The sequence below is a fragment of the Nitrosomonas cryotolerans ATCC 49181 genome (genome assembly GCF_900143275.1).
Lineage (GTDB): Bacteria > Pseudomonadota > Gammaproteobacteria > Burkholderiales > Nitrosomonadaceae > Nitrosomonas > Nitrosomonas cryotolerans.
Genome location: NZ_FSRO01000001.1, coordinates 2,521,733 through 2,540,803 on the forward strand (window position 1 = coordinate 2,521,733; position 19,071 = coordinate 2,540,803).

The following is a 19,071-nucleotide window of genomic DNA, read 5'->3' on the forward strand; positions in this document are numbered from 1 at the left end:
ATTTTCCCACTAAAAGTTCATATTTAGAGATGCTATAACAGAATTCGAATTAAAGTCACTCCCTTGTCGGTTAGAATCTCGCTGAATACGCCGTAATTGAAACACACCCATTAAATTGGGCTGAATCTGCCTTATCAGACTCATCATCAGAATTTGATTATCATCAATTCGATTAACGGAGAAGAATTTAAATCGAATAAAGCTGGCATTCATATTGACACTAGTGCGAGGAGAAAATCGGTAACTCCACGACACGTTGCCGCCCGTTTGCCTCGTATTGTTAAGCAACAAAAGATTTTCTATTCCAACCAGATCGATATCCAGATCGGCCGGCGAAAATGCTTTACGTGACATATTAAATACTCTTAAAGAAAGGGTATTCCTGACCCCATTTACAGTGACAGAAGCTTGCAGGCGCCGTTGTAGAAAAAGCCGGTTAGTTAAGAAATTATTAGCTGACAGAAGATTATCCGATGACAAGAAAGTGTTCGACAAACCGGAAACAGGTAATGTATCGATCGCACTTGTACCGGATGTCCCGCCAAGCTGTGCCTGTTGATTAAAAGTCGTTATATCTTCATTATAACTCGCACTCCATGTTGTCGAACGTGTGCGATGATTGACTTGAGCTGCGTAAGTATCACCAAAAAATCTTTGCCCGGCACTTGCACTGATATCCGTTCTTTCACTCGGCAACCAGGCAAAGCCAACCGACCAGGTAGGACTCGACGGATTTCCTCTGGTTGAAACAAAACTATTTCTTTCATAGCCTCCTGTTGCCGTTAAACCAAATCGAGGCGTTATGTTATAACGAAAATTGGCAACAGAACGCTCTAATTCCACATTCCGACCAGCACGAATCGTATTACCGTCAAAATGGATTTTTTGATAACTATAATTCAAGCCCCAAGTGAATATTTTAAAAGAATCACCACTATTTAAATTCAATAAAACACTATCCCGCTGACTATTACGTAATCCATTTGTACCCGACTCAACGATGCCATGCGCATAGCGTAACTCGGTGGAAGCAAAGTTCTGAAATCGATGACGCAAATAAGGGCTTATGTTATAGGCTCTAATGCTGGTTCTATTGCCTGTCACATTAGTATTATCAATGGCTTGCGGTCCCAATAATGTGGTGTTTTGCTGAAACATTAAAGCATTTCCATCTAAAAAGAACAGATCTTCAATGATTTCCGTTGTTGCTTTGGCGTTAAGCTGGTGTCTTATTCTGGTTAGATCCTTATTTCTAGCATAGATAAGATTATTCATTGTGTAAGATGCATTGACATTCACACGTCGCCCTAAACCCGTTAATGATAGACCAGGATTAATTTGTGTAATAAAATCATCCGGCTTGCTACCGGCTCTTCTAAACCCACTCCCTAATCTTACATTATCAGTATATGTTTCTCTTATATTCAGCCTTGGATCAATGCTCCATTCAGCCGCATCAGCAACAGATGAGAAAAACAAAAATATTGCAATGATAGTAGGACAAACGATTAAAAATAAATCTTGGCCCTGATAACTATCTTCGGTTAATCTCATGAATAATAATACCCATAATATTCCTCACCTGAAAATGCCTTCGCTTTGTTATAAATTAAATTGATATTGTCATGCGATCCAATATGCCGAAGCATTTCCTTGACTGCTTGTTGCGTCGTTTTCTCAGCTTCAACTACTAAAACAATCTGCCCCATTCTAGCGGTTAAAACACGTGCTTCACTGGTCAACAAAATAGGAGGCGAATCAAATATCACAATCCGATCATGATAGCGTTGTGATAGTTCATCGAGTAACACGCTCATTCCATGACTTGCCAACAACTCGGTCGCATGTGAGTGCGGACTTCCCGCAGTAATGATTGTCAACTTCTCAACATTGGTTTTAAGCATTACATCAGCGACATCAAGCTTCTCATTCAGAAGGATATCTAGCAAACCTTTTTTAGCACCAATTCCCAGGATTTTTGGCACGGTAGGACGAGCCACATCCGCATCTATCAATAAAACTCGATGATCCATTTCAGAAGCAATGCTCATCGCCAGATTTACAGCGCAAAAGCTTTTCCCCTCCCCAGCAAGCGCGCTAGTGAGCATAATCAAATTAGCATTTTTTACAGGATTGCCATTCTGCTTAACTGCCTTTGTAAGTAACGGTCTCTTGATTATTCGAAACTGCTCAGCAATTTGTGTTTTCCCCTGACTGGGTGTAACGATACCCAGTTGATGCAATCTATCGTGATCAATGGTGACCTGCACTGATTCCGCAGCAGACTTGGTAACGGAAGAATGCAGCTGAGCCTGCTTAACCTCATTTTCAAGAACTTCGTTATCTAAGGGCGGTCTTTGTTTGATATCAGACTTGATATTAACATCATGCGATACCCGTCTCGTATCAATACGCGCTTCTGCTTCGATTTTTCCGGCTGCTTTTTCAATAATACTCACGTTATCTCCCAATGGCGTCTATCCATGAATCCATTATTATTTAAAGCACACATATGTAGAAACATATGCAGAATCTAAAATGGCAGCTTGGCAACGAGCTGAATTATCTGCTTTACATACAGGATTAAAACCATGTATAAAATTGACAAGAATAACAATGAAAAGCCAAATATGTAGAGGCGATTTCTACTTTTTAATTTTTGCTGATCAGTCCAAACCATCGGTATAGCACCCAGAACGGTTATTCCAGTAACTTCACGCAAATCATTAGAACTATGAAAGGCCGGTCGAATTTGACTGATAATAAACGCAACGCCGACTCCGACTAATAATGCGCCTAAAAATACAAAAGTAAATAATTTCGTACGATCAGGGCCTGTGGGTATCTCGGGAACTTTTGGTGGATCAATGATCTTAAATGACAGCAAGCCTGAATTAGAAGTTAATTCACCGGACATTTCTGCAGAAACACGACGCTCAAGCAGCTTCTCATAATTAGCTTTATTTACATGGTAATCACGATTAAGTTGAGTGAACTCCGCTTCCACCTCCGGTATGGCTTTACTCATGGATTTTAACTGGCTGTAACGCGCAGTATATTCTTCCACGCGAGCATTCATAGAAGCAACGATTGCTTCTGCATCTGTTAATGCAACATTCAACTGCTGCAACATGGGACTGTAATTTTTACCGAAATCGTTACCAGGCAAAGCCAATCTTAGTGCCTCTCTCTTCTGTTCTTCGAGCTGCGAGATTAAACGATTTGTTGAAATAATATCTGGATGCAGTTCTGTGTAATTGAGCCGGAGTGTGTCCAGATTTTCTTTGAGCACCCTAATGCGCGCATCAAGTTCAGGATTTACAATAGACTCAGGTGCCAAAGAAGATGGATCCAACATCAAAACAGGCTCATCACCACTAATTTGCTTTCTGATTGCATCACGTGCCTTTTCAGCTTCTTTTAATGCAAGATGTGCTTTCTTAAGTTCATCCGTAGCCATTGACAGTTGAGAATAATAATCGCCGCCCTGCCCAGGTAGCAATCCAATATTTCTTTGTTTGAAATTTGCCAAGGCATTTTCTGCCGTAACCAATCTTTCTTCATAAGCTGCAATCTGCTGATCGATAAATCGTAGTGCTGATGAAGAATCATCCTTCTTTCCATCAAGCCCCTCTTCTACAAAGATGGTGAGCAAAGACTGAACGATATCCTTTGCAAGGAATGGATCTTTATTATCATAAGAAATAGTGAAGATATTATCGCCTCCGGTAGCAGCACCCAGTTTTATTTCTTTCATCAATTCAGCAACCAATCTCTCCTTTTCAGCTTCCTTCACAATTTTAATATCCAGATCGACCATGCGTATAATTCTCTCTACGTTTGGGCGGCTGATTAACGTACGACTGATTATAGAGATCTGTTGTTGCAAGTTAGGAGAAACTGTCATACCAGCCATGAGCGGTCTTAAAATATTTTGTGTATCAACATAAATTCTAGCCGAAGATTGATAGCTATCCGGTAGATTGATAACGGTTACCCACCCTGTAATAGCAATAATCCAGGCAATAATCATCGATACCCAACGATATTTCCATATACCTTTTAAATACACGTATAGTTGGGTTATCAGCTCTTCCATTTTAGTAGTTACTCCCTCTATGAGATGATCTATCTATCTTAAATTTGATCACAAATACAACTATCAGAAGAAACTCTCGGGTATTACCAGTACATCACCCTGAAACATCGGCACATTCGCTGATATATCGCCATCTCTGATTAAATCATTCAACCGAACACTAAATTGTTGTTGCTTTCCATCTACATTTCGAATAATTCTAGCTCTATTGCCTGCTGCAAAATCTGTAATGCCACCCACTGCAATTAAAACATCCATTAATGTCATTTTCTCACGATAAGGTAAAGCCTGGGGCTGCGTCGCTTCACCGATAACGCGAATTTGTTCACCAAATGGCCCAACAAACTGAGTCACGACCACTGTCACAACTGGCTGTTGAATGTATTTAGATAATGCGCCTTCAATATCACGGGCCAACTCTGTTGATGTTTTTCCGCTGGCTGGCAAGTCTTCTACCAGTGGTGTGGTAATTTTTCCATCTGGGCGAACCGGCACCGACATTGAAACCTCGGGATTACGCCAAACAATAATATCTACAGTGTCCCCCGGACCAACCAGATAATCGTGAGAAACACTTCCCATCGTATCGGTCAGCGGCGGATAAGTCGTACAACCACCTAAAATAAAAAATAATAATATGATAATGAAACAAGTCGATCGTCTCATAATACTAATATATAGAGCATTCACTCGAGTTTCCTTTTTGTCAAAATATGAAGTGCACTCACCATTGTATTAAAAATACAACAGATATTAATACAGAATCTGAATATGATGCGCTATAAATAAAACATGAATTCTTCTATTATATTAAAAATATTGAATACCAATGAAGTAGATAAAAAATTAATCTATCCGTTAAAGCGGTCAGCAAATATTGTCGTGGATCATTATGAAAAATTAAAAAAATTTCACATATTCAATATGTTAACGTATCAATCATATCAACTCTAAGCAGTATGGCAACCAGGCCTAAGTACCAGCATAATTACTTCATCAATACAAAGATCGGCACCTATATTTAAAATGGAACTAAATGGGTATTTTATTTCTAATTAATTTCTGCATTAGAACCGATTAATGCATTTCTATCTTAAGACCGCTGCATAACTGTATTTTTGAGCTTTTCTGATTACTTGCAGCATTGATAAATCAAACACTTAAAAATCTTGCCCAGCCCGAGATAACCAGTTATGCAGCGGTCTTATCTTGTTTATAGACTTTATAGGCAGTTGTATAGAAAGACATACTATAAATTCCAGATAATTTCAATCAGATTACAGAATTCCTCTTGCTTTCATTTTTTCACCATACGATATGAAGCATGCAAATCAAATATCCAAGGAATATCACTCACAACAATGAAATGCAATGCATTCTGATATAGCGTTAATTCCCAAATTTCTCTGAGAATAAAGAACATTCGGTGTATTATCTCCTAATAATTTACTCAGAGTCATGGTTTTTCATGATATCTATCCTATCACTCGAAGAAAAAGAATGTTATGCCTGAACTATCTGAAATTAAGATTCTGATACTTGATGATGATACTTTCATGCTCGGATTATTGTCTCGTATGCTTTCAAATCAGGGATTCACTTCTGTTAATTTTTGTGACAATGGGCGCGATGCACTTAAACAGATCGGCAATCCAGATACACAACCTGACGTAATATTGCTGGATCTTAATATGCCAGAAATGGATGGAATTGAGTTTGTACGTCACCTAGTTGAGCGACATTATGCAGGCAGTCTCATTTTGGTCAGCGGTGAAGATGAACGCATATTGAAAACGGCCGAGAAACTCGTTCATGCTCATGAGATACCCATGTTGGGCTATTTACATAAGCCGGTAAAACCCCAGGCATTGACTGCATTAATAAAGAAATGGGTACCCCCTTCTTTACACCACAATCAGCCACAAAAGAAAAAAACATATAGCATGGAGGCAGTACGGGCCGCCATCACGAATCGAGAACTGATCAATTATTATCAGCCCAAAGTGGTGGTAGCTACGGGCGAGGTGGCGGGCGTAGAAACACTCGTGCGGTGGCAGCATTCTGATGATGGTCTGGTAACACCTGATCAGTTTATCGCTGTTGCAGAAGCACATGATTTAATCAATGACCTGACCTGTCTGGTTCTCACCAATGCCCTCGCCCAAGCTAGAGTTTGGCATCAAGCCGGATTAATGTTCCGGGTAGCTGTGAATGTATCCATGGATAATTTAACCTCTTTGGACTTCCAGGATTTAGTAGTTAATCTTGTCACTCAAGCAGGAGTACCACCCCAGAAAGTCGTATTGGAAGTCACTGAAAGTCAGCTAATGGGAGACACTCGAATCCCGCTCGAAATTCTGACTCGACTCCGATTAAAACGATTTCGTCTTTCAATAGATGACTTTGGGACAGGGCATTCTTCACTCGCTCAGTTACGTGACATTCCTTTTGATGAGCTCAAAATTGATCAGAGCTTTGTGCACCGCGCTTGGGCCGATGAAACTTTGCGCGCAATGTATGACGCCAGCCTGGCCCTGGCAAGGCAACTGAATATGGAAGTTGTAGCTGAAGGCGTCCAAGACCAGGATGATTGGAAACTTGTACGTGAAACAGGATGTAACCTTGCCCAAGGATATTTCATCTCCGGCCCTCTCTTAGCCGACGATTTTCTTGATTGGATGAAAGACTGGCAGAAACGACTACGCGATGGATTGATTACTAAGCCGGCCTAATGGGAACTGTTCAAGAGATCTCGATGATGTCTTAAATGATCCGCTATGTAAGTACTGATAAAATAATATCCGTGATCGTAGCCTTCATGATAACGTAGTATCAATTTTTGTTTCGCTTTCTTACAAGCCATTTCGAGGCGATCCGGATGCAGTTGTTCACTCAGAAATGGGTCATCCAGACCTTGATCAATCAGCAGTAGGGATGCATGATGGCAACCATCTTCAATTAAAGCGGTCGCATCGTGACCACGCCAGCGTTCACACGTCTCACCGAGATAATGAGTAAATGCTTTCTGTCCCCACGGACAAGACATAGGGGAAGAAACTGGAGCAAAAGCAGATACAGACTGATATATTTCCGGATTTCTGAGTGCTAAAGTCAAAGCGCCATGACCGCCCATAGAGTGTCCAAAAATACCGATCCGGTCTTTATCTGCTGGAAATTGCGCAAGAACTATTTCTCGTAATTCTTGTGTAATATAGGTTTCCATACGGTAATATTGCGACCACGGCGCTACAGTAGCGTCCAGGTAAAATCCTGCGCCCGCGCCCAAATCCCAATCCACACTCTCCCCCGGAAGCCCTGTTTGACGCGGACTGGTATCCATTGTTACAAGCATTAATCCATATTTGGCAGCATAACGCTGCGCACCTGCTTTAATCATAAAAGTTTCTTCTGTGCAAGTAAGACCAGCCAAAAAAAACAATACGGGGACAGAACTATATTGCGCTTGCGGTGGTTGATATACCGAAAAACGCATGGGCAAACCAATAATTTCGGAATGATGTTGATAGAAGCCTTGCATACCATCAAAACAACGATGCTGACTAACCGTCTCCAATACTGCTTTCATTAATAAACCACCACAGATCTGATGGACTTACCCGCTTTCATTAAGCGAAATCCCTCATTAATATCTTCCAACTTCAAAATATCCGTTATCAATGAATCGATATTAATTTTTCCTTCCATATACCAGTCGACAATCTTTGGCACATCCGTGCGTCCACGCGCCCCGCCAAAAGCCGAGCCTTCCCACTTCCGGCCAGTCACAAGCTGAAAAGGGCGTGTACTGATTTCCGCACCTGCCTCCGCCACGCCGATAATAATGCTCCGCCCCCAACCTTTATGGGTACATTCCAGCGCCTGACGCATAACTTGGGTATTGCCAATACATTCAAAACTATAATCGGCCCCACCATCTGTAAGCTGAACAATCGCATCTACAATATCGGGAACTTCATTAGTATTAATAAAGTGCGTCATGCCAAATTCACGCGCCATGGCCTCTCGCTCCGAGTTAATATCAATACCGATAATTTTGTCAGCGCCGACCATTTTTGCGCCCTGTATTACATTTAAACCGATGCCCCCCAGGCCGAATACAGCTACGTTACTGCCGGCTTCAACTTTAGCTGTAAATAATACCGCGCCAATACCTGTAGTAACACCACATCCGATGTAACATACTTTTTCGAAAGGCGCATCTTCGCGAATTTTTGCCAGCGCAATTTCCGGCACCACAGTGTAATTTGAAAAAGTAGAAGTACCCATATAATGAAAGAGTGGTTTTCCATGGAGAGAAAAACGTGAAGTTGCATCCGGCATGAGACCGCGCCCCTGCGTGCTACGAATCGCCTGACAAAGATTAGTTTTTTGTGACAAACAGAATTTACATTCACGACACTCTGGTGTGTAGAGCGGAATCACGTGATCCCCTTTACGCAGATGTCTTACATCTGGTCCGACATCAACAACGATACCAGCGCCCTCGTGACCCAAAACAGCAGGAAACAAGCCTTCCGGATCAGCCCCTGACAAGGTATAGTAATCAGTATGACAAATACCGGTTGCTTTAATTTCAACTAATACTTCACCCGCTCTGGGACCTTCCAGGTCAACATTCTCAATAACAAGCGGTTGCCCAGCTTTCCAGGCAACCGCAGCGCGTGTTTTCATCAGAATAATCCTCTTACAAGTTTTGTTTAGTTATATTTCTAATTTATGATTTGCTGCGCTACAGTAATGGATGTATACCTACAATACATTGAATATGAAAACCAGTCTTTAGTTCCCGGATATGTTTATCTGGTATCAATACATTCATTTCATATTTCAGATACTCGATTTTTTGAGCCGCAAGTATACGTTCTATTATTCCGGAAAACGTGTATGCATTTTTTTCGAGGCTGTTTTATTCCTCATCATTGTGCTTCAATCTATTTTCATCTAAAGTTTTCAATTAACCGTGTCAGTGCCTTACCACGATGACTGATCAAATTTTTTTGGTCTGAGGACAACTCTGCCGCAGTCTTGCCCGATCCGGGCAGAAAAAAATAAGGATCGTAACCAAACCCACTTTCACCCCGTGGGTGTAAAACAATCTCACCATGCCAGATACCATCAGCAATCATCGGCTGAGGATCCTCTGCATGCCGGACCAATATCATAATACAATAATAATAGGCACTTCGATCCGATTGATCTTTGAGTACCTTAATTAACTTTAAATTATTGCGTTTGTCTGATTTAGGTTCACCAGCATAACGTGCTGAAATAACACCCGGCGCACCTTTTAATGCATTAACACAAATCCCTGAGTCATCCGCCAAGGCAGGCAAACCAGAACATCTACTGGCATGACGCGCTTTGACCAAAGCATTTTCAATGAAGGTGTGATAGGGTTCGTCCACCCCATTAATGTTGAACGTGGATTGTGGCAGCACTTCAATAGCTAGTGGCGCAAACAAAGCGCCTATTTCACTTAATTTACCTTGATTATTACTCGCAATAACAAGCTTCTTTATATCATGCATACTCATTCAACTTACTGCCAGCACAGTTTTCTGAATTGCGACCAATTCTTTAATTCCCTGCTGTGCCTTATCCAACATGATATTCAGTTCCTCTCGACTGAAAGCGATTCCTTCTGCCGTTCCTTGCACTTCGACCAAGCCCAGACTCCCTGTCATCACCACATTCATATCCGTGTCACAGGAAGAATCTTCCTGATAATCCAGATCGAGTACGGCCGCACCCTTATGGATACCAACCGAGATGGCTGCAATATGGTCCAATATGGGTGTATGCTCTATTAATTGCTTGCATAATAGCTTATCTACTGCATCATGTAGCGCCACAAATGCACCGGTAATGCTGGCCGTTCGAGTACCACCGTCTGCCTGAATAACATCACAATCAATTTGAATCGTCCGTTCACCCAACTTTTTCATATCTACCACCGAGCGTAATGCGCGTCCGATCAATCGTTGAATCTCCATCGTACGGCCGGATTGCCTCCCCTTAATTACTTCACGTTGCATACGTTCACCGGTGGAGCATGGCAACATATTGTATTCAGCAGTCAACCAGCCCTGTCCTTTGCCTTTAAGAAATTGAGGAACTTTTTCGTTTACACTGGCCGTACAAATAATTTTGGTATCACCACATTCAATTAGCACAGAGCCTTCAGCGTGCTTGGTATAGTGGCGAAATATTTGTACGGGACGCATTTGATCAGGATTACGATTATCGGGACGCATCACTCTGTCAGACCTTATATCTAGTTAGGGCGTAATATTAAGCAGTATCAGAACGTACTATTTTTTTAATGATATCTATAACATTACACTTATTGATGCAAATAGCTAATTATAAAAATCGTTGCATAACTGATTTTTTCGATAGCTTGGTATTTTCAGGTTATTAATTTTATCGGTCATATACCAGCACAAAAATTTTCAAAATACGATTTATACGAAGGCCTCTTATTATTAGCTGGAAAAACGATATATTGGTTTTGGCGGGGCATCAGCAGAAAGGGTTAGCACCTCATATCCATCTTCAGTAACTAATACAGTGTGCTCCCATTGCGCTGACAAGCTACTATCTTTAGTTGTAATAGTCCATCCATCAGGTAAATGGCGAATAGCAGCTTTACCAGCATTAATCATAGGCTCAACCGTAAAAATCATACCCGGCTCAAGCCGCAAACCAGTACCAATACGACCATAGTGAAGTACTTGTGGGTCTTCATGAAACTTTAAACCAATGCCGTGACCACAAAATTCTTTCACCACACTATATCCCACGCTTTCGGCCAGCCTCTGAATAGCGTAGCCAATATCTCCCAGATGTTTACCGGGTTTAATCTCATCTATACCTCGCCACATTGCTTCATAGGTTAATTCGCATAAGCGTCTGGCTTGAATTGATGGTTCGCCTACGTAGTACATGCGGCTCGTATCACCATGATAACGATTACTAATAACGGTAACATCAATATTGACAATATCGCCATTTTTCAGCTTTTTTTTGCCGGGTATGCCATGGCATATCTGATTATTTACTGAAGTACAAATCGATTTTGGATAGGGCGAATGTCCCGGTGGCGCATAGTTGAGGGGTGCAGGGATTGTATTTTGCACCTCAGTCATATACTGATGGCACAACCCATCAAGCTCACCAGTCGTAACTCCAGGTGTAACAAAAGGAGCAATATAATCTAAAACCTCTGAAGCAAGTCTACCCGCAACCCGCATCTTTTCTATTTCTTGTAACGATTTTATATGTACTGTCATAATGATTTTTAGTTAGCTAAATAGTCAACAATTATATGATAACATTTTGACAATGCTTGCAAAATCAGCGAAGAAATAAATGTAACAATGATAATTCATAAATTCAGCAAACATATACTTTAACTTGAATATGTTAATTCAATATAAAATAACAACCGTTACCTTAGCATCTTACCCAACAAAAATGCACTTACTTCCGGATACAGCAGGTACTCTTGCCAAAAATAATCGATATTCACAGGCAACAGACAAGCTCCTCCAGAGCGAAATAATTATGGCGCTTGTGCAATGATCTAGATAATAAAAGCACCTCTAACACTCAATACAAATAAAAAAGACAAGTTCCTTCAATAATACGGATTCCAGCTACACATGTTAACGGTTTTTTTGTTGTTAATAATCTCTCGCCTTGTTAAAATGCACAGTTGATCCTATCAGTACCAAGTTTTCGGAAGCCCTAAAGAAAATGGAATGCAAAACATGAAAATATTTATGAATACGGCAGTAGTCATTGCTCTGACATTATCTGCTCCAATCTTCGCTGAAAACAATACAGCTGCTAATAGTGACGCTACTAAAGGTAAAGATATTGCGGCCGGTGTTTGTGCGGGCTGTCACAATGCTGACGGCAACAGTTTCATCCCGTTGAATCCTATCTTAGCTGGGCAACATGCAGAATACATTACCAAGCAATTGATTGATTTTAAGGTAACGGATACATCGCCAGCAAAACGTAACAGTCCTGTCATGACTTCCATGGTCGCCGCACTCTCACTGGAAGACATGAAGAGTCTTGGCACTTATTATGCTCAACAAAAAACAGAGCCAAGTACAAGTAATATAGCTCAGAATGAAGCATTACTAAAAGCAGGGAAAATCATTTATCATGGCGGTAATTTGGAAAATGGTGTCCCTGCGTGCGCGAGTTGCCATTCTCCTAATGGTTCTGGCATTCCACCCCATTATCCTGCTCTAGCAGGACAGCATGCTGAATATACAACGGCTCAGTTAAAGGCGTTCAGTAATGGCAATCGCGCCAATGATGGCCACGTCATGCAGACAATTGTTACCCGCATGAGCTCAAAAGAGAAGAGAGCCGTAGCTGAATATATTTCCAAACTGCGCTAACTTCTACCAACTTCTAGTTAATTGCTAACAGATAACAAAAAGGCAGCCATGGCTGCCTTTTTGTTATCACACCGAAACGAAACTCACCAAGTGTCAAATACCTTTTCTGCTGCAACTAGCGTCTTATCGATTTCCATATCGCCATGGGCAGAGGAAACGAAACCCGCCTCAAATGCCGAGGGTGCAAAATAAACACCCTCATTTAACATGGCATGAAAAAATCGATTAAATGCATCTTTATCACACTCCATCACCTCAGAAAAACTGGCTGGGATTTTCTCCCTAAAATAGAGTCCGAACATTCCACCCACTGACTGAGCACAAAAAGCAACCCCTTGCTTTTTTGCGATAGCAACAATACCTTCCGTAAGCTGTTGAGTTTTGCTCGCAAGTCTCTCATAAAACCCAACTGCTTGTACCTGTTTCAAAGTAGCCAATCCTGCTGCAACAGCAACGGGATTACCAGAAAGTGTTCCTGCCTGATATACTGGCCCCAACGGTGCCAGGCATTGCATAATATCCCGCCTTCCACCAAAGGCTGCCATTGGCATACCACCACCAATCACTTTACCCAGCGTAGTGAGATCCGGTTTAATCTGATAAAGACCCTGAGCGCAACTCAGACCAACACGAAAACCCGTCATTACCTCATCAAAAATCAGCACACTACCATGCTGGGTGCATAATTCACGCAAAGTAGCCAGAAAACCTGATTCCGGCATAATCAGATTCATATTACCCGCAATCGGTTCAACAATAACCGCAGCAATCTTATCACCATGCTCAACGAATGTTTTTTCCAATCCAGCTCGATCATTGTAGTCCAGTACAATAGTATGCCCTACTGTTTCCGCAGGAACACCGGCAGAACTAGGATGACCAAAAGTCAAGGCACCAGAACCGGCCTTCACTAGCAAAGCATCATCATGACCGTGATAACACCCTTCAAATTTAATAATATGGCTTCTACCTGTATAACCGCGCGCCAGACGGATAGCACTCATCCCTGCCTCAGTGCCCGAGCTGACCAGCCTAACTTGTTCGATTGAAGGGATTAATTGACAAATCAGCTCCGCTATTTTCAACTCTGCTTCAGTAGGCGCACCAAAAGTTAAGCCATTCTGCGCGGCTGTTTGTACTGCGTTGATTACCTCTGTTTGTGCATGACCTAGAATTAATGGCCCCCAAGAACCCACATAGTCGATGTAAGCCTTTCCATCTACGTCCCATACATAAGCTCCCTGTCCCCTCTGAAAAAATATGGGTTCACCACCCACTGATTTAAAGGCGCGCACAGGTGAATTAACGCCACCGGGAATATATTTCTGAGACAACTCAAACAATTGATGATTACGTGAAGTCATTTGATAACTCGTCAGTATGATTAAAAATAGTGGATTGCATCTGGAAGCAGCTCCGATAAAAACCAATTTAATATGTACATAGGGAAAACCGCGGGTATTATCTCAACACTGCATTATCAATAGTAACGGTGTTTCCGATGATCAAGAGATGATTACCTATTCCCTCGCCAGCCCAGATTGTAAAAATCTAGCAGATTTTTACTTTAATAAAATAATCGTGAAAATTGTTTAGCGGTAGATTGTATATTTTGTGCACAAAATAAAGTGCTACAAACCGCTATGGCATTACTCCCATTTTTTATTAAGATCTCAGCATTGATTAAATTAATTCCACCAATGGCAACAACAGGTGTCAATAGTCTTTTCTTTGCTTGATGCAACAAATCGATTGAAGCAGGCACTGCTTCTGGCTTCGTGACTGAAGCATAAAATGCACCAAAAGCCACATAATCAAAGCCCTGCACTTCAGCTCTAATAGCCAAATCCAGGCAATTATAACAAGAAGCGCCAATAATTTTTCTCTTGCCCAACCAATATCGTGCTTCTCTAATAGAAATATCCGTTTGACCTATATGCAGCCCAGCCGCTTTCACTTCAATAGCAAGACCAAGATGATCGTTAATAATCAGCGGAACACTATATTTTTGACAAAGATGAGCCAATGCATGCGCCTGTTCGCGTAACAATTCAGTACCCGCTGCTTTATTACGATACTGTATCAGACGAACACCACCAGCAAGTGCTTGCTCAGTCATTATCAACAGGCCTTCTGTATCGATCTGATTCGGTGTAATGGCGTACAATCCGCCGATTTCAGGGCATACCATTTGCAGCTACCTTAACTTTTATCCTTATTCAAGTCCGTATTTTCATCATCTGCCCAAAAAAGCCTGTCTGGTAAATGCTGCCCCATACCTGGACGAAAACCCGCTTTCAATGCCCGCCAGGTAAAATCCTGCGCTTCATACACGCTTTCATCGACAGATAATCCATTCGCAATTGAGGCAGCGATAGCAGATGCCAATGTGCATCCTGATCCATGATAAGAACCGGCTAATCTTTGCCATTCATCCGAACGTACAATACCGTCAGAGTTATACAGTGTATTGACAACCCGAGATGTATAGTCATGCGTACCGGTAATCAATACATACTCGCAGCCCATTTGTAAAAGCCTTTCTGCACACTGATCAAAATCCAGCAGATATGAATCATCGTCATCATCATCCTGCGCCAAACGCCGAGCCTCCAAGCTATTGGGTGTTAGAATAGTCACTTGCGGAAGCAACAATTCACGCATAGCCTGTACCATCTCTTCGTTAGCCAATTCGTCACCACGACCCGACGCAAGGACTGGATCTAATATCAACGGGATATCGGGATAATCTGAAATCACTTCAGCAATCGCCGCTATAATTTCGACACTGCCCAATAGTCCGATTTTAAAAACATTCACAGGCATATCTTCTAATACCGCTCGTGCCTGGTCCGCTACCCATTCCGGATCAAGTGCCAGTATATCTTCTACACCGACTGTATCTTGTACTGTAATAGCCGTAATTACCGACAAAGGGTGACAACCCAGACTGGCAATCGTAAGAATATCCGCATGAATGCCGGCTCCGCCACTTGGGTCGTTTGCGGCAAAAGAAAGTACAATAGGGGGTGGCTGTAACATGCATTAATACCGTAAAATGCTATTTTAACCTAAAAAGAGGCTCCTATCTATCATGCCGACTGAAGAGAATCATGTTTACAACCGTTATATGTGTCTTATTTGTGGCTTTATATATGACGAAGCCGAAGGATCTCCGGAAGAAGGTATCCCCGCCGGCACGCGTTGGGAAGATGTACCGATCAATTGGACATGTCCTGAATGTGGTGCGCGCAAAGAAGATTTTGAAATGGTGAAAATATAGATGCGTATCCTACACACCATGCTACGAGTCGGTAATCTTGAAAAATCGCTCGACTTCTATACTCTAGTATTAAAAATGAAATTATTGCGCCGCAAGGACTATCCTGATGGCCGATTCACCCTTGCATTCGTTGGCTATCAAGATGAAGCCAACGGTACCGTACTCGAATTGACTCATAATTGGGATATCACTCAATATGAAATAGGTGAAGGATTTGGACACATTGCCATTGAGGTTGAGAACGCACAGCAGGCCTGCGAAGAAACCAAGAAACTGGGTGGAAAAGTAACACGAGAGGCTGGTCCCATGAAACACGGCACGACTGTCATTGCTTTTGTGGAAGATCCAGATGGATACAAAATCGAATTTATTCAGAAAAAATAATTCAAATAATCGTCAGTGCAATCGTTTCTTTTCGTTTTCTTAGCTCCAATACCCATTCAGTTATTTTCCATGAAATAGAAAAATTGCGGGTATTTTATTGATTTCAGGTAATGCACATCTCCACGCTTTAATTGTTTTAGTGGCGATATATTCACTGACGAATGTAAGATTAGCAGCAATACATAAATCAGTATTATCATGACAAGTTTTAATTAATGACTCCAACAACCTCTGGTTTCGATAAGGTGCCTCAATAAAAATCTGAGTCTGATCATATGCTATGGATTGCTGCTCTAACTCAATAATTTTCTTAACCCGAACATCTCTTTCCACAGGCAAATAGCCGTGAAAAGAAAAACGCTGGCCGTTTAATCCAGAGGCCATCAATGCTAGCAAGATAGAAGATGGTCCCACTAAAGGCATCACCCGGATATTCTGTTGGTGAGCAAGTCGTATCAATTCTGCACCAGGATCAGCAACTGCAGGGCAGCCTGCTTCAGATAGAATGCCTACATCATGACCAGCCAGCAATGGATCAAGTAAAGGCAGCAGTTCATGGGATTGAGTATGCTCATTCAGAATTTCCATATGAATTTTCTGCAACGGTAAATTACAATTAATGCATTTCAGAAATTGTCTGGCTGTTTTCGGATGCTCAACAATATAATAACTGATATCTGCAATATGCTTCTGAACCGTACTAGGAATAACCCAGTTAATATCCTCACCACTTAATAGCGTTGGAATAAGATAAAGTGTGCCGGTCATCGCACGATTAAACCTTGTTATAAGATAGCGTCCACATTTCTAATAAAACTAATGCAACACTCTTGGTACACTCAAAATAAACTCAGGAATAGCAACGTCAAAATGAAAACCATCCTCTGCCGCCATCTGATAACTGCCTTTCATGGATCCGACCGATGCGGAAATAACGGTCCCGCTCGTATACTCAAAGCTATCACCCGGTTTAAGCAAAGGCTGTTCACCAACAACACCTAAACCACGCACTTCCTGCACACTGCCATCTCCATTTGTAATAATCCAGTGGCGGCTAATCAGCTGTGTTGCCACTGTACCCATATTAGCAATCGTAATGGTATAAGCAAATACATGCCGATCCATCTTTTCATTCGATTGATCAGGAAGGTATGTGGTACGGATGGTCACATCAATTTCATATTTTTTACTTTCAGTCATATCGATATTGCACACTATTTTTTATATTGTATCAAAGAGAAACAATCCAGCTTGCCCTGATTAGCCGTATCAGCAACGCGCGCTATTAACGCGTAAAGGCCATTTACAGGTAGAATAGCACCTTTGATTATAGAGAGGTCACTCATGTATCGTATTGCACCAAGCATTCTTTCAGCAAATTTTGCTAAGTTAGGTGAAGAAATCACCGCTGTTATTGATTCTGGCGCGGACATTATCCATTTTGATGTCATGGATAACCACTATGTGCCCAATCTTACCATTGGCCCACTCGTATGCGAAGCAATTCGCCCATTAACTGAAGCGATCATTGATGTACATTTGATGGTAGAACCAGTGGATCGCATCATTCCCGATTTTGCTAAAGCAGGCGCTAATATTATTTCATTTCATCCGGAAGCATCCAAGCATATTGATCGCACCATTGGACTCATTAAAGAACAAGGTTGCAAAGCCGGTCTCGTATTTAACCCAGCGACACCACTCGATTACCTTGACCATGTACTGGACAAACTGGATTTGGTATTGATTATGTCAGTGAACCCCGGTTTTGGTGGACAAACGTTTATTCCTGAAGCCCTTGCGAAACTCAAGGCAGTACGACAACGTATTGACGCATGCGGCAAAGATATCATGCTGGAAATTGATGGCGGCGTGAAAATTGAGAATATTGCTGAAATTGCGCGCGCAGGTGCGGATACTTTTGTTGCAGGATCAGCCATATACAATGCAGGCAAAGACAGTGACCCACATCATTATGATACCGTCATAGCTGCATTGCGCTCCGAGCTAGCAAAAGTATAGTTGTATAGCTCTTCTTTCTGCAAAGAAAATTTTGACTCAATTTCATCTATCTTATTTTCTACCATGAATAATAATCTTTTCCGTTACGCCAATACAACGGTAGATAAAATCGAATTTCCGTTACCAATTAAGGTCGTCATGATTGACCTGGATGGTACATTACTGGATACAGCTGACGATCTGGCGCTTGCCGCTAATATGATGTTACGAGAACTGGGTAAACCCGAATTATCGCCCACTATCATTCAGTCATATATCGGAAAAGGCATAGAAAGATTAGTAAAACGTACACTGACCGGTGATACAAATGGCGAACCAGACGCCGCATTATTGGCTAAAGCCTTGCCAATATACCAACATTATTATGCGGAAAATTTATGTGTAAAAACACATCCTTTCCCAGGTGTCATTGATGGTCTCAGCAGTTTATTGAGCTCGGGTTTACGACTTGCCTGTATTACCAACAAATCCGAAGTGTTTACTTTACCATTGCTGCGTGCTACTGGCTTACTGGATCAGTTTGAAATCGTCCTGTCAGGCGACAGTTTACCAAAAAAGAAACCTGACCCAATGCCACTGCTGCATATCTGTAATTATTTTGATGTTCTTCCTCGCGAAGCATTGTTAATTGGCGATTCACTCAATGACGCTATCGCTGCGCGTGCTGCAGGCTGTCATGTTTTTTGTGTACCCTATGGTTACAATGAAGGACGGGATGTGCATAAGCTCGATTGTGACGCGATAGTGGAATCGCTTTATGATGCTGCGAAACTGGTCAAAAAACTATAATGTGAACCACAAAAATACGGGAACTGGAACAATAAGTCGGCGATGGCGTTCTT

General features: G+C 41.7%; 21 protein-coding genes. 6 read left to right on the forward strand and 15 right to left on the reverse strand.

Annotated features, from left to right (window positions below):
• Positions 1–9: 9 nt before the first annotated feature.
• The 4 genes from BUQ89_RS11235 to BUQ89_RS11250 form a co-directional block, all read right to left on the reverse strand.
• The gene (locus BUQ89_RS11235) at positions 10–1,554 is read right to left on the reverse strand and encodes a TIGR03016 family PEP-CTERM system-associated outer membrane protein (RefSeq protein WP_051537489.1); all 1,545 of its coding nucleotides are present in this window, start codon (positions 1,552–1,554) and stop codon (positions 10–12) included.
• The gene (locus tag BUQ89_RS11240; RefSeq protein ID WP_028460756.1) at positions 1,551–2,459 is read right to left on the reverse strand and encodes an XrtA-associated tyrosine autokinase; all 909 of its coding nucleotides are present in this window, start codon (positions 2,457–2,459) and stop codon (positions 1,551–1,553) included. Before BUQ89_RS11240 ends, BUQ89_RS11235 begins: the two co-directional genes overlap by 4 nt.
• Before the next feature lie 74 nt (positions 2,460–2,533).
• On the reverse strand, positions 2,534–4,099 hold the full coding sequence (locus BUQ89_RS11245; RefSeq protein ID WP_028460757.1) for an XrtA system polysaccharide chain length determinant: 1,566 nt from the start codon (positions 4,097–4,099) through the stop codon (positions 2,534–2,536).
• Positions 4,100–4,162: 63 nt separating this feature from the next.
• Positions 4,163–4,765, reverse strand: coding sequence for an XrtA/PEP-CTERM system exopolysaccharide export protein (locus BUQ89_RS11250; RefSeq protein WP_036572518.1), 603 nt, complete (start codon positions 4,763–4,765; stop codon positions 4,163–4,165).
• An 839-nt stretch (positions 4,766–5,604) separates the two neighbouring features.
• On the opposite strand from BUQ89_RS11250, the gene BUQ89_RS11255 reads away from it, so the two are divergent.
• Positions 5,605–6,831 (forward strand): EAL domain-containing response regulator, encoded by a 1,227-nt coding sequence (locus BUQ89_RS11255; RefSeq protein ID WP_028460759.1) that lies wholly within the window; start codon positions 5,605–5,607, stop codon positions 6,829–6,831.
• Here BUQ89_RS11255 and fghA read toward each other — a convergent pair.
• From fghA to map, 5 genes are all read right to left on the reverse strand, one after another.
• On the reverse strand, positions 6,828–7,685 hold the full coding sequence (gene fghA / locus BUQ89_RS11260) for an S-formylglutathione hydrolase (RefSeq protein WP_028460760.1): 858 nt from the start codon (positions 7,683–7,685) through the stop codon (positions 6,828–6,830). The two genes, BUQ89_RS11255 and fghA, sit on opposite strands and share 4 nt — an antisense overlap.
• The gene (locus BUQ89_RS11265; protein WP_028460761.1) at positions 7,685–8,791 is read right to left on the reverse strand and encodes an S-(hydroxymethyl)glutathione dehydrogenase/class III alcohol dehydrogenase; all 1,107 of its coding nucleotides are present in this window, start codon (positions 8,789–8,791) and stop codon (positions 7,685–7,687) included. Before BUQ89_RS11265 ends, fghA begins: the two co-directional genes overlap by 1 nt.
• A 266-nt stretch (positions 8,792–9,057) precedes the next feature.
• Positions 9,058–9,648 (reverse strand): RdgB/HAM1 family non-canonical purine NTP pyrophosphatase, encoded by a 591-nt coding sequence (rdgB, locus tag BUQ89_RS11270; RefSeq protein ID WP_028460762.1) that lies wholly within the window; start codon positions 9,646–9,648, stop codon positions 9,058–9,060.
• A gap of 6 nt (positions 9,649–9,654) precedes the next feature.
• Positions 9,655–10,374 carry a ribonuclease PH gene (gene rph / locus BUQ89_RS11275; protein WP_028460763.1) on the reverse strand — a complete coding sequence of 240 codons (720 nt, stop codon included), beginning with the start codon at positions 10,372–10,374 and terminating at the stop codon, positions 9,655–9,657.
• 231 nt (positions 10,375–10,605) lie between these two features.
• Complete coding sequence (gene map, locus BUQ89_RS11280) at positions 10,606–11,412, reverse strand: type I methionyl aminopeptidase (protein ID WP_028460764.1); 807 nt, start codon at positions 11,410–11,412, stop codon at positions 10,606–10,608.
• 480 nt (positions 11,413–11,892) lie between these two features.
• On the opposite strand from map, the gene BUQ89_RS11285 reads away from it, so the two are divergent.
• Positions 11,893–12,540, forward strand: a complete 648-nt coding sequence (locus tag BUQ89_RS11285; RefSeq protein WP_051537490.1) for a c-type cytochrome — start codon at positions 11,893–11,895, stop codon at positions 12,538–12,540.
• 83 nt (positions 12,541–12,623) lie between these two features.
• On the opposite strand, the gene hemL is transcribed toward BUQ89_RS11285, so the two are convergent.
• From hemL to thiD, 3 genes are all read right to left on the reverse strand, one after another.
• On the reverse strand, positions 12,624–13,904 hold the full coding sequence (gene hemL / locus BUQ89_RS11290) for a glutamate-1-semialdehyde 2,1-aminomutase (RefSeq protein ID WP_028460766.1): 1,281 nt from the start codon (positions 13,902–13,904) through the stop codon (positions 12,624–12,626).
• A 203-nt stretch (positions 13,905–14,107) separates the two neighbouring features.
• Positions 14,108–14,731: a thiamine phosphate synthase gene (thiE, locus tag BUQ89_RS11295; RefSeq protein ID WP_028460767.1), complete on the reverse strand. Its 624-nt coding sequence runs from the start codon at positions 14,729–14,731 to the stop codon at positions 14,108–14,110.
• Between the two features lie 11 nt (positions 14,732–14,742).
• Positions 14,743–15,582, reverse strand: a complete 840-nt coding sequence (gene thiD / locus BUQ89_RS11300) for a bifunctional hydroxymethylpyrimidine kinase/phosphomethylpyrimidine kinase (RefSeq protein ID WP_028460768.1) — start codon at positions 15,580–15,582, stop codon at positions 14,743–14,745.
• Positions 15,583–15,634: 52 nt separating this feature from the next.
• On the opposite strand from thiD, the gene BUQ89_RS11305 reads away from it, so the two are divergent.
• Entirely contained in the window at positions 15,635–15,823 is a 189-nt protein-coding gene (locus BUQ89_RS11305; RefSeq protein ID WP_028460769.1) for a rubredoxin, read from the forward strand.
• Entirely contained in the window at positions 15,824–16,207 is a 384-nt protein-coding gene (gloA, locus tag BUQ89_RS11310) for a lactoylglutathione lyase (protein WP_028460770.1), read from the forward strand.
• Between the two features lie 60 nt (positions 16,208–16,267).
• On the opposite strand, the gene BUQ89_RS11315 is transcribed toward gloA, so the two are convergent.
• The 3 genes from BUQ89_RS11315 to BUQ89_RS14410 are packed head-to-tail and all read right to left on the reverse strand — an operon-like array spanning position 16,268 to position 17,553.
• A complete protein-coding gene (locus BUQ89_RS11315) occupies positions 16,268–16,975 on the reverse strand; it encodes an SAM-dependent methyltransferase (RefSeq protein ID WP_028460771.1) in 708 nt (235 codons plus the stop codon).
• 48 nt (positions 16,976–17,023) lie between these two features.
• Entirely contained in the window at positions 17,024–17,407 is a 384-nt protein-coding gene (gene apaG, locus BUQ89_RS11320; RefSeq protein WP_028460772.1) for a Co2+/Mg2+ efflux protein ApaG, read from the reverse strand.
• A gap of 14 nt (positions 17,408–17,421) precedes the next feature.
• Complete coding sequence (locus tag BUQ89_RS14410; protein ID WP_256205415.1) at positions 17,422–17,553, reverse strand: hypothetical protein; 132 nt, start codon at positions 17,551–17,553, stop codon at positions 17,422–17,424.
• On the opposite strand from BUQ89_RS14410, the gene rpe reads away from it, so the two are divergent.
• Positions 17,552–18,229, forward strand: coding sequence for a ribulose-phosphate 3-epimerase (gene rpe / locus BUQ89_RS11325; protein WP_028460773.1), 678 nt, complete (start codon positions 17,552–17,554; stop codon positions 18,227–18,229). The genes BUQ89_RS14410 and rpe overlap by 2 nt on opposite strands.
• Positions 18,230–18,292: 63 nt before the next feature.
• Positions 18,293–19,018 (forward strand): phosphoglycolate phosphatase, encoded by a 726-nt coding sequence (locus tag BUQ89_RS11330; protein ID WP_051537494.1) that lies wholly within the window; start codon positions 18,293–18,295, stop codon positions 19,016–19,018.
• Positions 19,019–19,071: the final 53 nt, after the last annotated feature.

Excerpts from the sequence above, each read along its gene's own strand:
- BUQ89_RS11235 (WP_051537489.1), bottom strand. The coding sequence starts at position 1,554 with ATGAGATTAACCGAAGATAGTTATCAGGGCCAAGATTTATTTTTAATC.
- BUQ89_RS11245 (WP_028460757.1), bottom strand. The coding sequence starts at position 4,099 with ATGGAAGAGCTGATAACCCAACTATACGTGTATTTAAAAGGTATATGG.
- BUQ89_RS11250 (WP_036572518.1), bottom strand. The coding sequence starts at position 4,765 with ATGAGACGATCGACTTGTTTCATTATCATATTATTATTTTTTATTTTA.
- BUQ89_RS11255 (WP_028460759.1), top strand. The coding sequence starts at position 5,605 with ATGCCTGAACTATCTGAAATTAAGATTCTGATACTTGATGATGATACT.
- fghA (WP_028460760.1), bottom strand. The coding sequence starts at position 7,685 with ATGAAAGCAGTATTGGAGACGGTTAGTCAGCATCGTTGTTTTGATGGT.
- BUQ89_RS11265 (WP_028460761.1), bottom strand. The coding sequence starts at position 8,791 with ATGAAAACACGCGCTGCGGTTGCCTGGAAAGCTGGGCAACCGCTTGTT.
- rdgB (WP_028460762.1), bottom strand. The coding sequence starts at position 9,648 with ATGCATGATATAAAGAAGCTTGTTATTGCGAGTAATAATCAAGGTAAA.
- rph (WP_028460763.1), bottom strand. The coding sequence starts at position 10,374 with ATGCGTCCCGATAATCGTAATCCTGATCAAATGCGTCCCGTACAAATA.
- map (WP_028460764.1), bottom strand. The coding sequence starts at position 11,412 with ATGACAGTACATATAAAATCGTTACAAGAAATAGAAAAGATGCGGGTT.
- BUQ89_RS11285 (WP_051537490.1), top strand. The coding sequence starts at position 11,893 with ATGAAAATATTTATGAATACGGCAGTAGTCATTGCTCTGACATTATCT.
- hemL (WP_028460766.1), bottom strand. The coding sequence starts at position 13,904 with ATGACTTCACGTAATCATCAATTGTTTGAGTTGTCTCAGAAATATATT.
- thiE (WP_028460767.1), bottom strand. The coding sequence starts at position 14,731 with ATGGTATGCCCTGAAATCGGCGGATTGTACGCCATTACACCGAATCAG.
- thiD (WP_028460768.1), bottom strand. The coding sequence starts at position 15,582 with ATGTTACAGCCACCCCCTATTGTACTTTCTTTTGCCGCAAACGACCCA.
- BUQ89_RS11305 (WP_028460769.1), top strand. The coding sequence starts at position 15,635 with ATGCCGACTGAAGAGAATCATGTTTACAACCGTTATATGTGTCTTATT.
- gloA (WP_028460770.1), top strand. The coding sequence starts at position 15,824 with ATGCGTATCCTACACACCATGCTACGAGTCGGTAATCTTGAAAAATCG.
- BUQ89_RS11315 (WP_028460771.1), bottom strand. The coding sequence starts at position 16,975 with ATGACCGGCACACTTTATCTTATTCCAACGCTATTAAGTGGTGAGGAT.
- apaG (WP_028460772.1), bottom strand. The coding sequence starts at position 17,407 with ATGACTGAAAGTAAAAAATATGAAATTGATGTGACCATCCGTACCACA.
- rpe (WP_028460773.1), top strand. The coding sequence starts at position 17,552 with ATGTATCGTATTGCACCAAGCATTCTTTCAGCAAATTTTGCTAAGTTA.
- BUQ89_RS14410 (WP_256205415.1), bottom strand. The coding sequence starts at position 17,553 with ATGAGTGACCTCTCTATAATCAAAGGTGCTATTCTACCTGTAAATGGC.
- BUQ89_RS11330 (WP_051537494.1), top strand. The coding sequence starts at position 18,293 with ATGAATAATAATCTTTTCCGTTACGCCAATACAACGGTAGATAAAATC.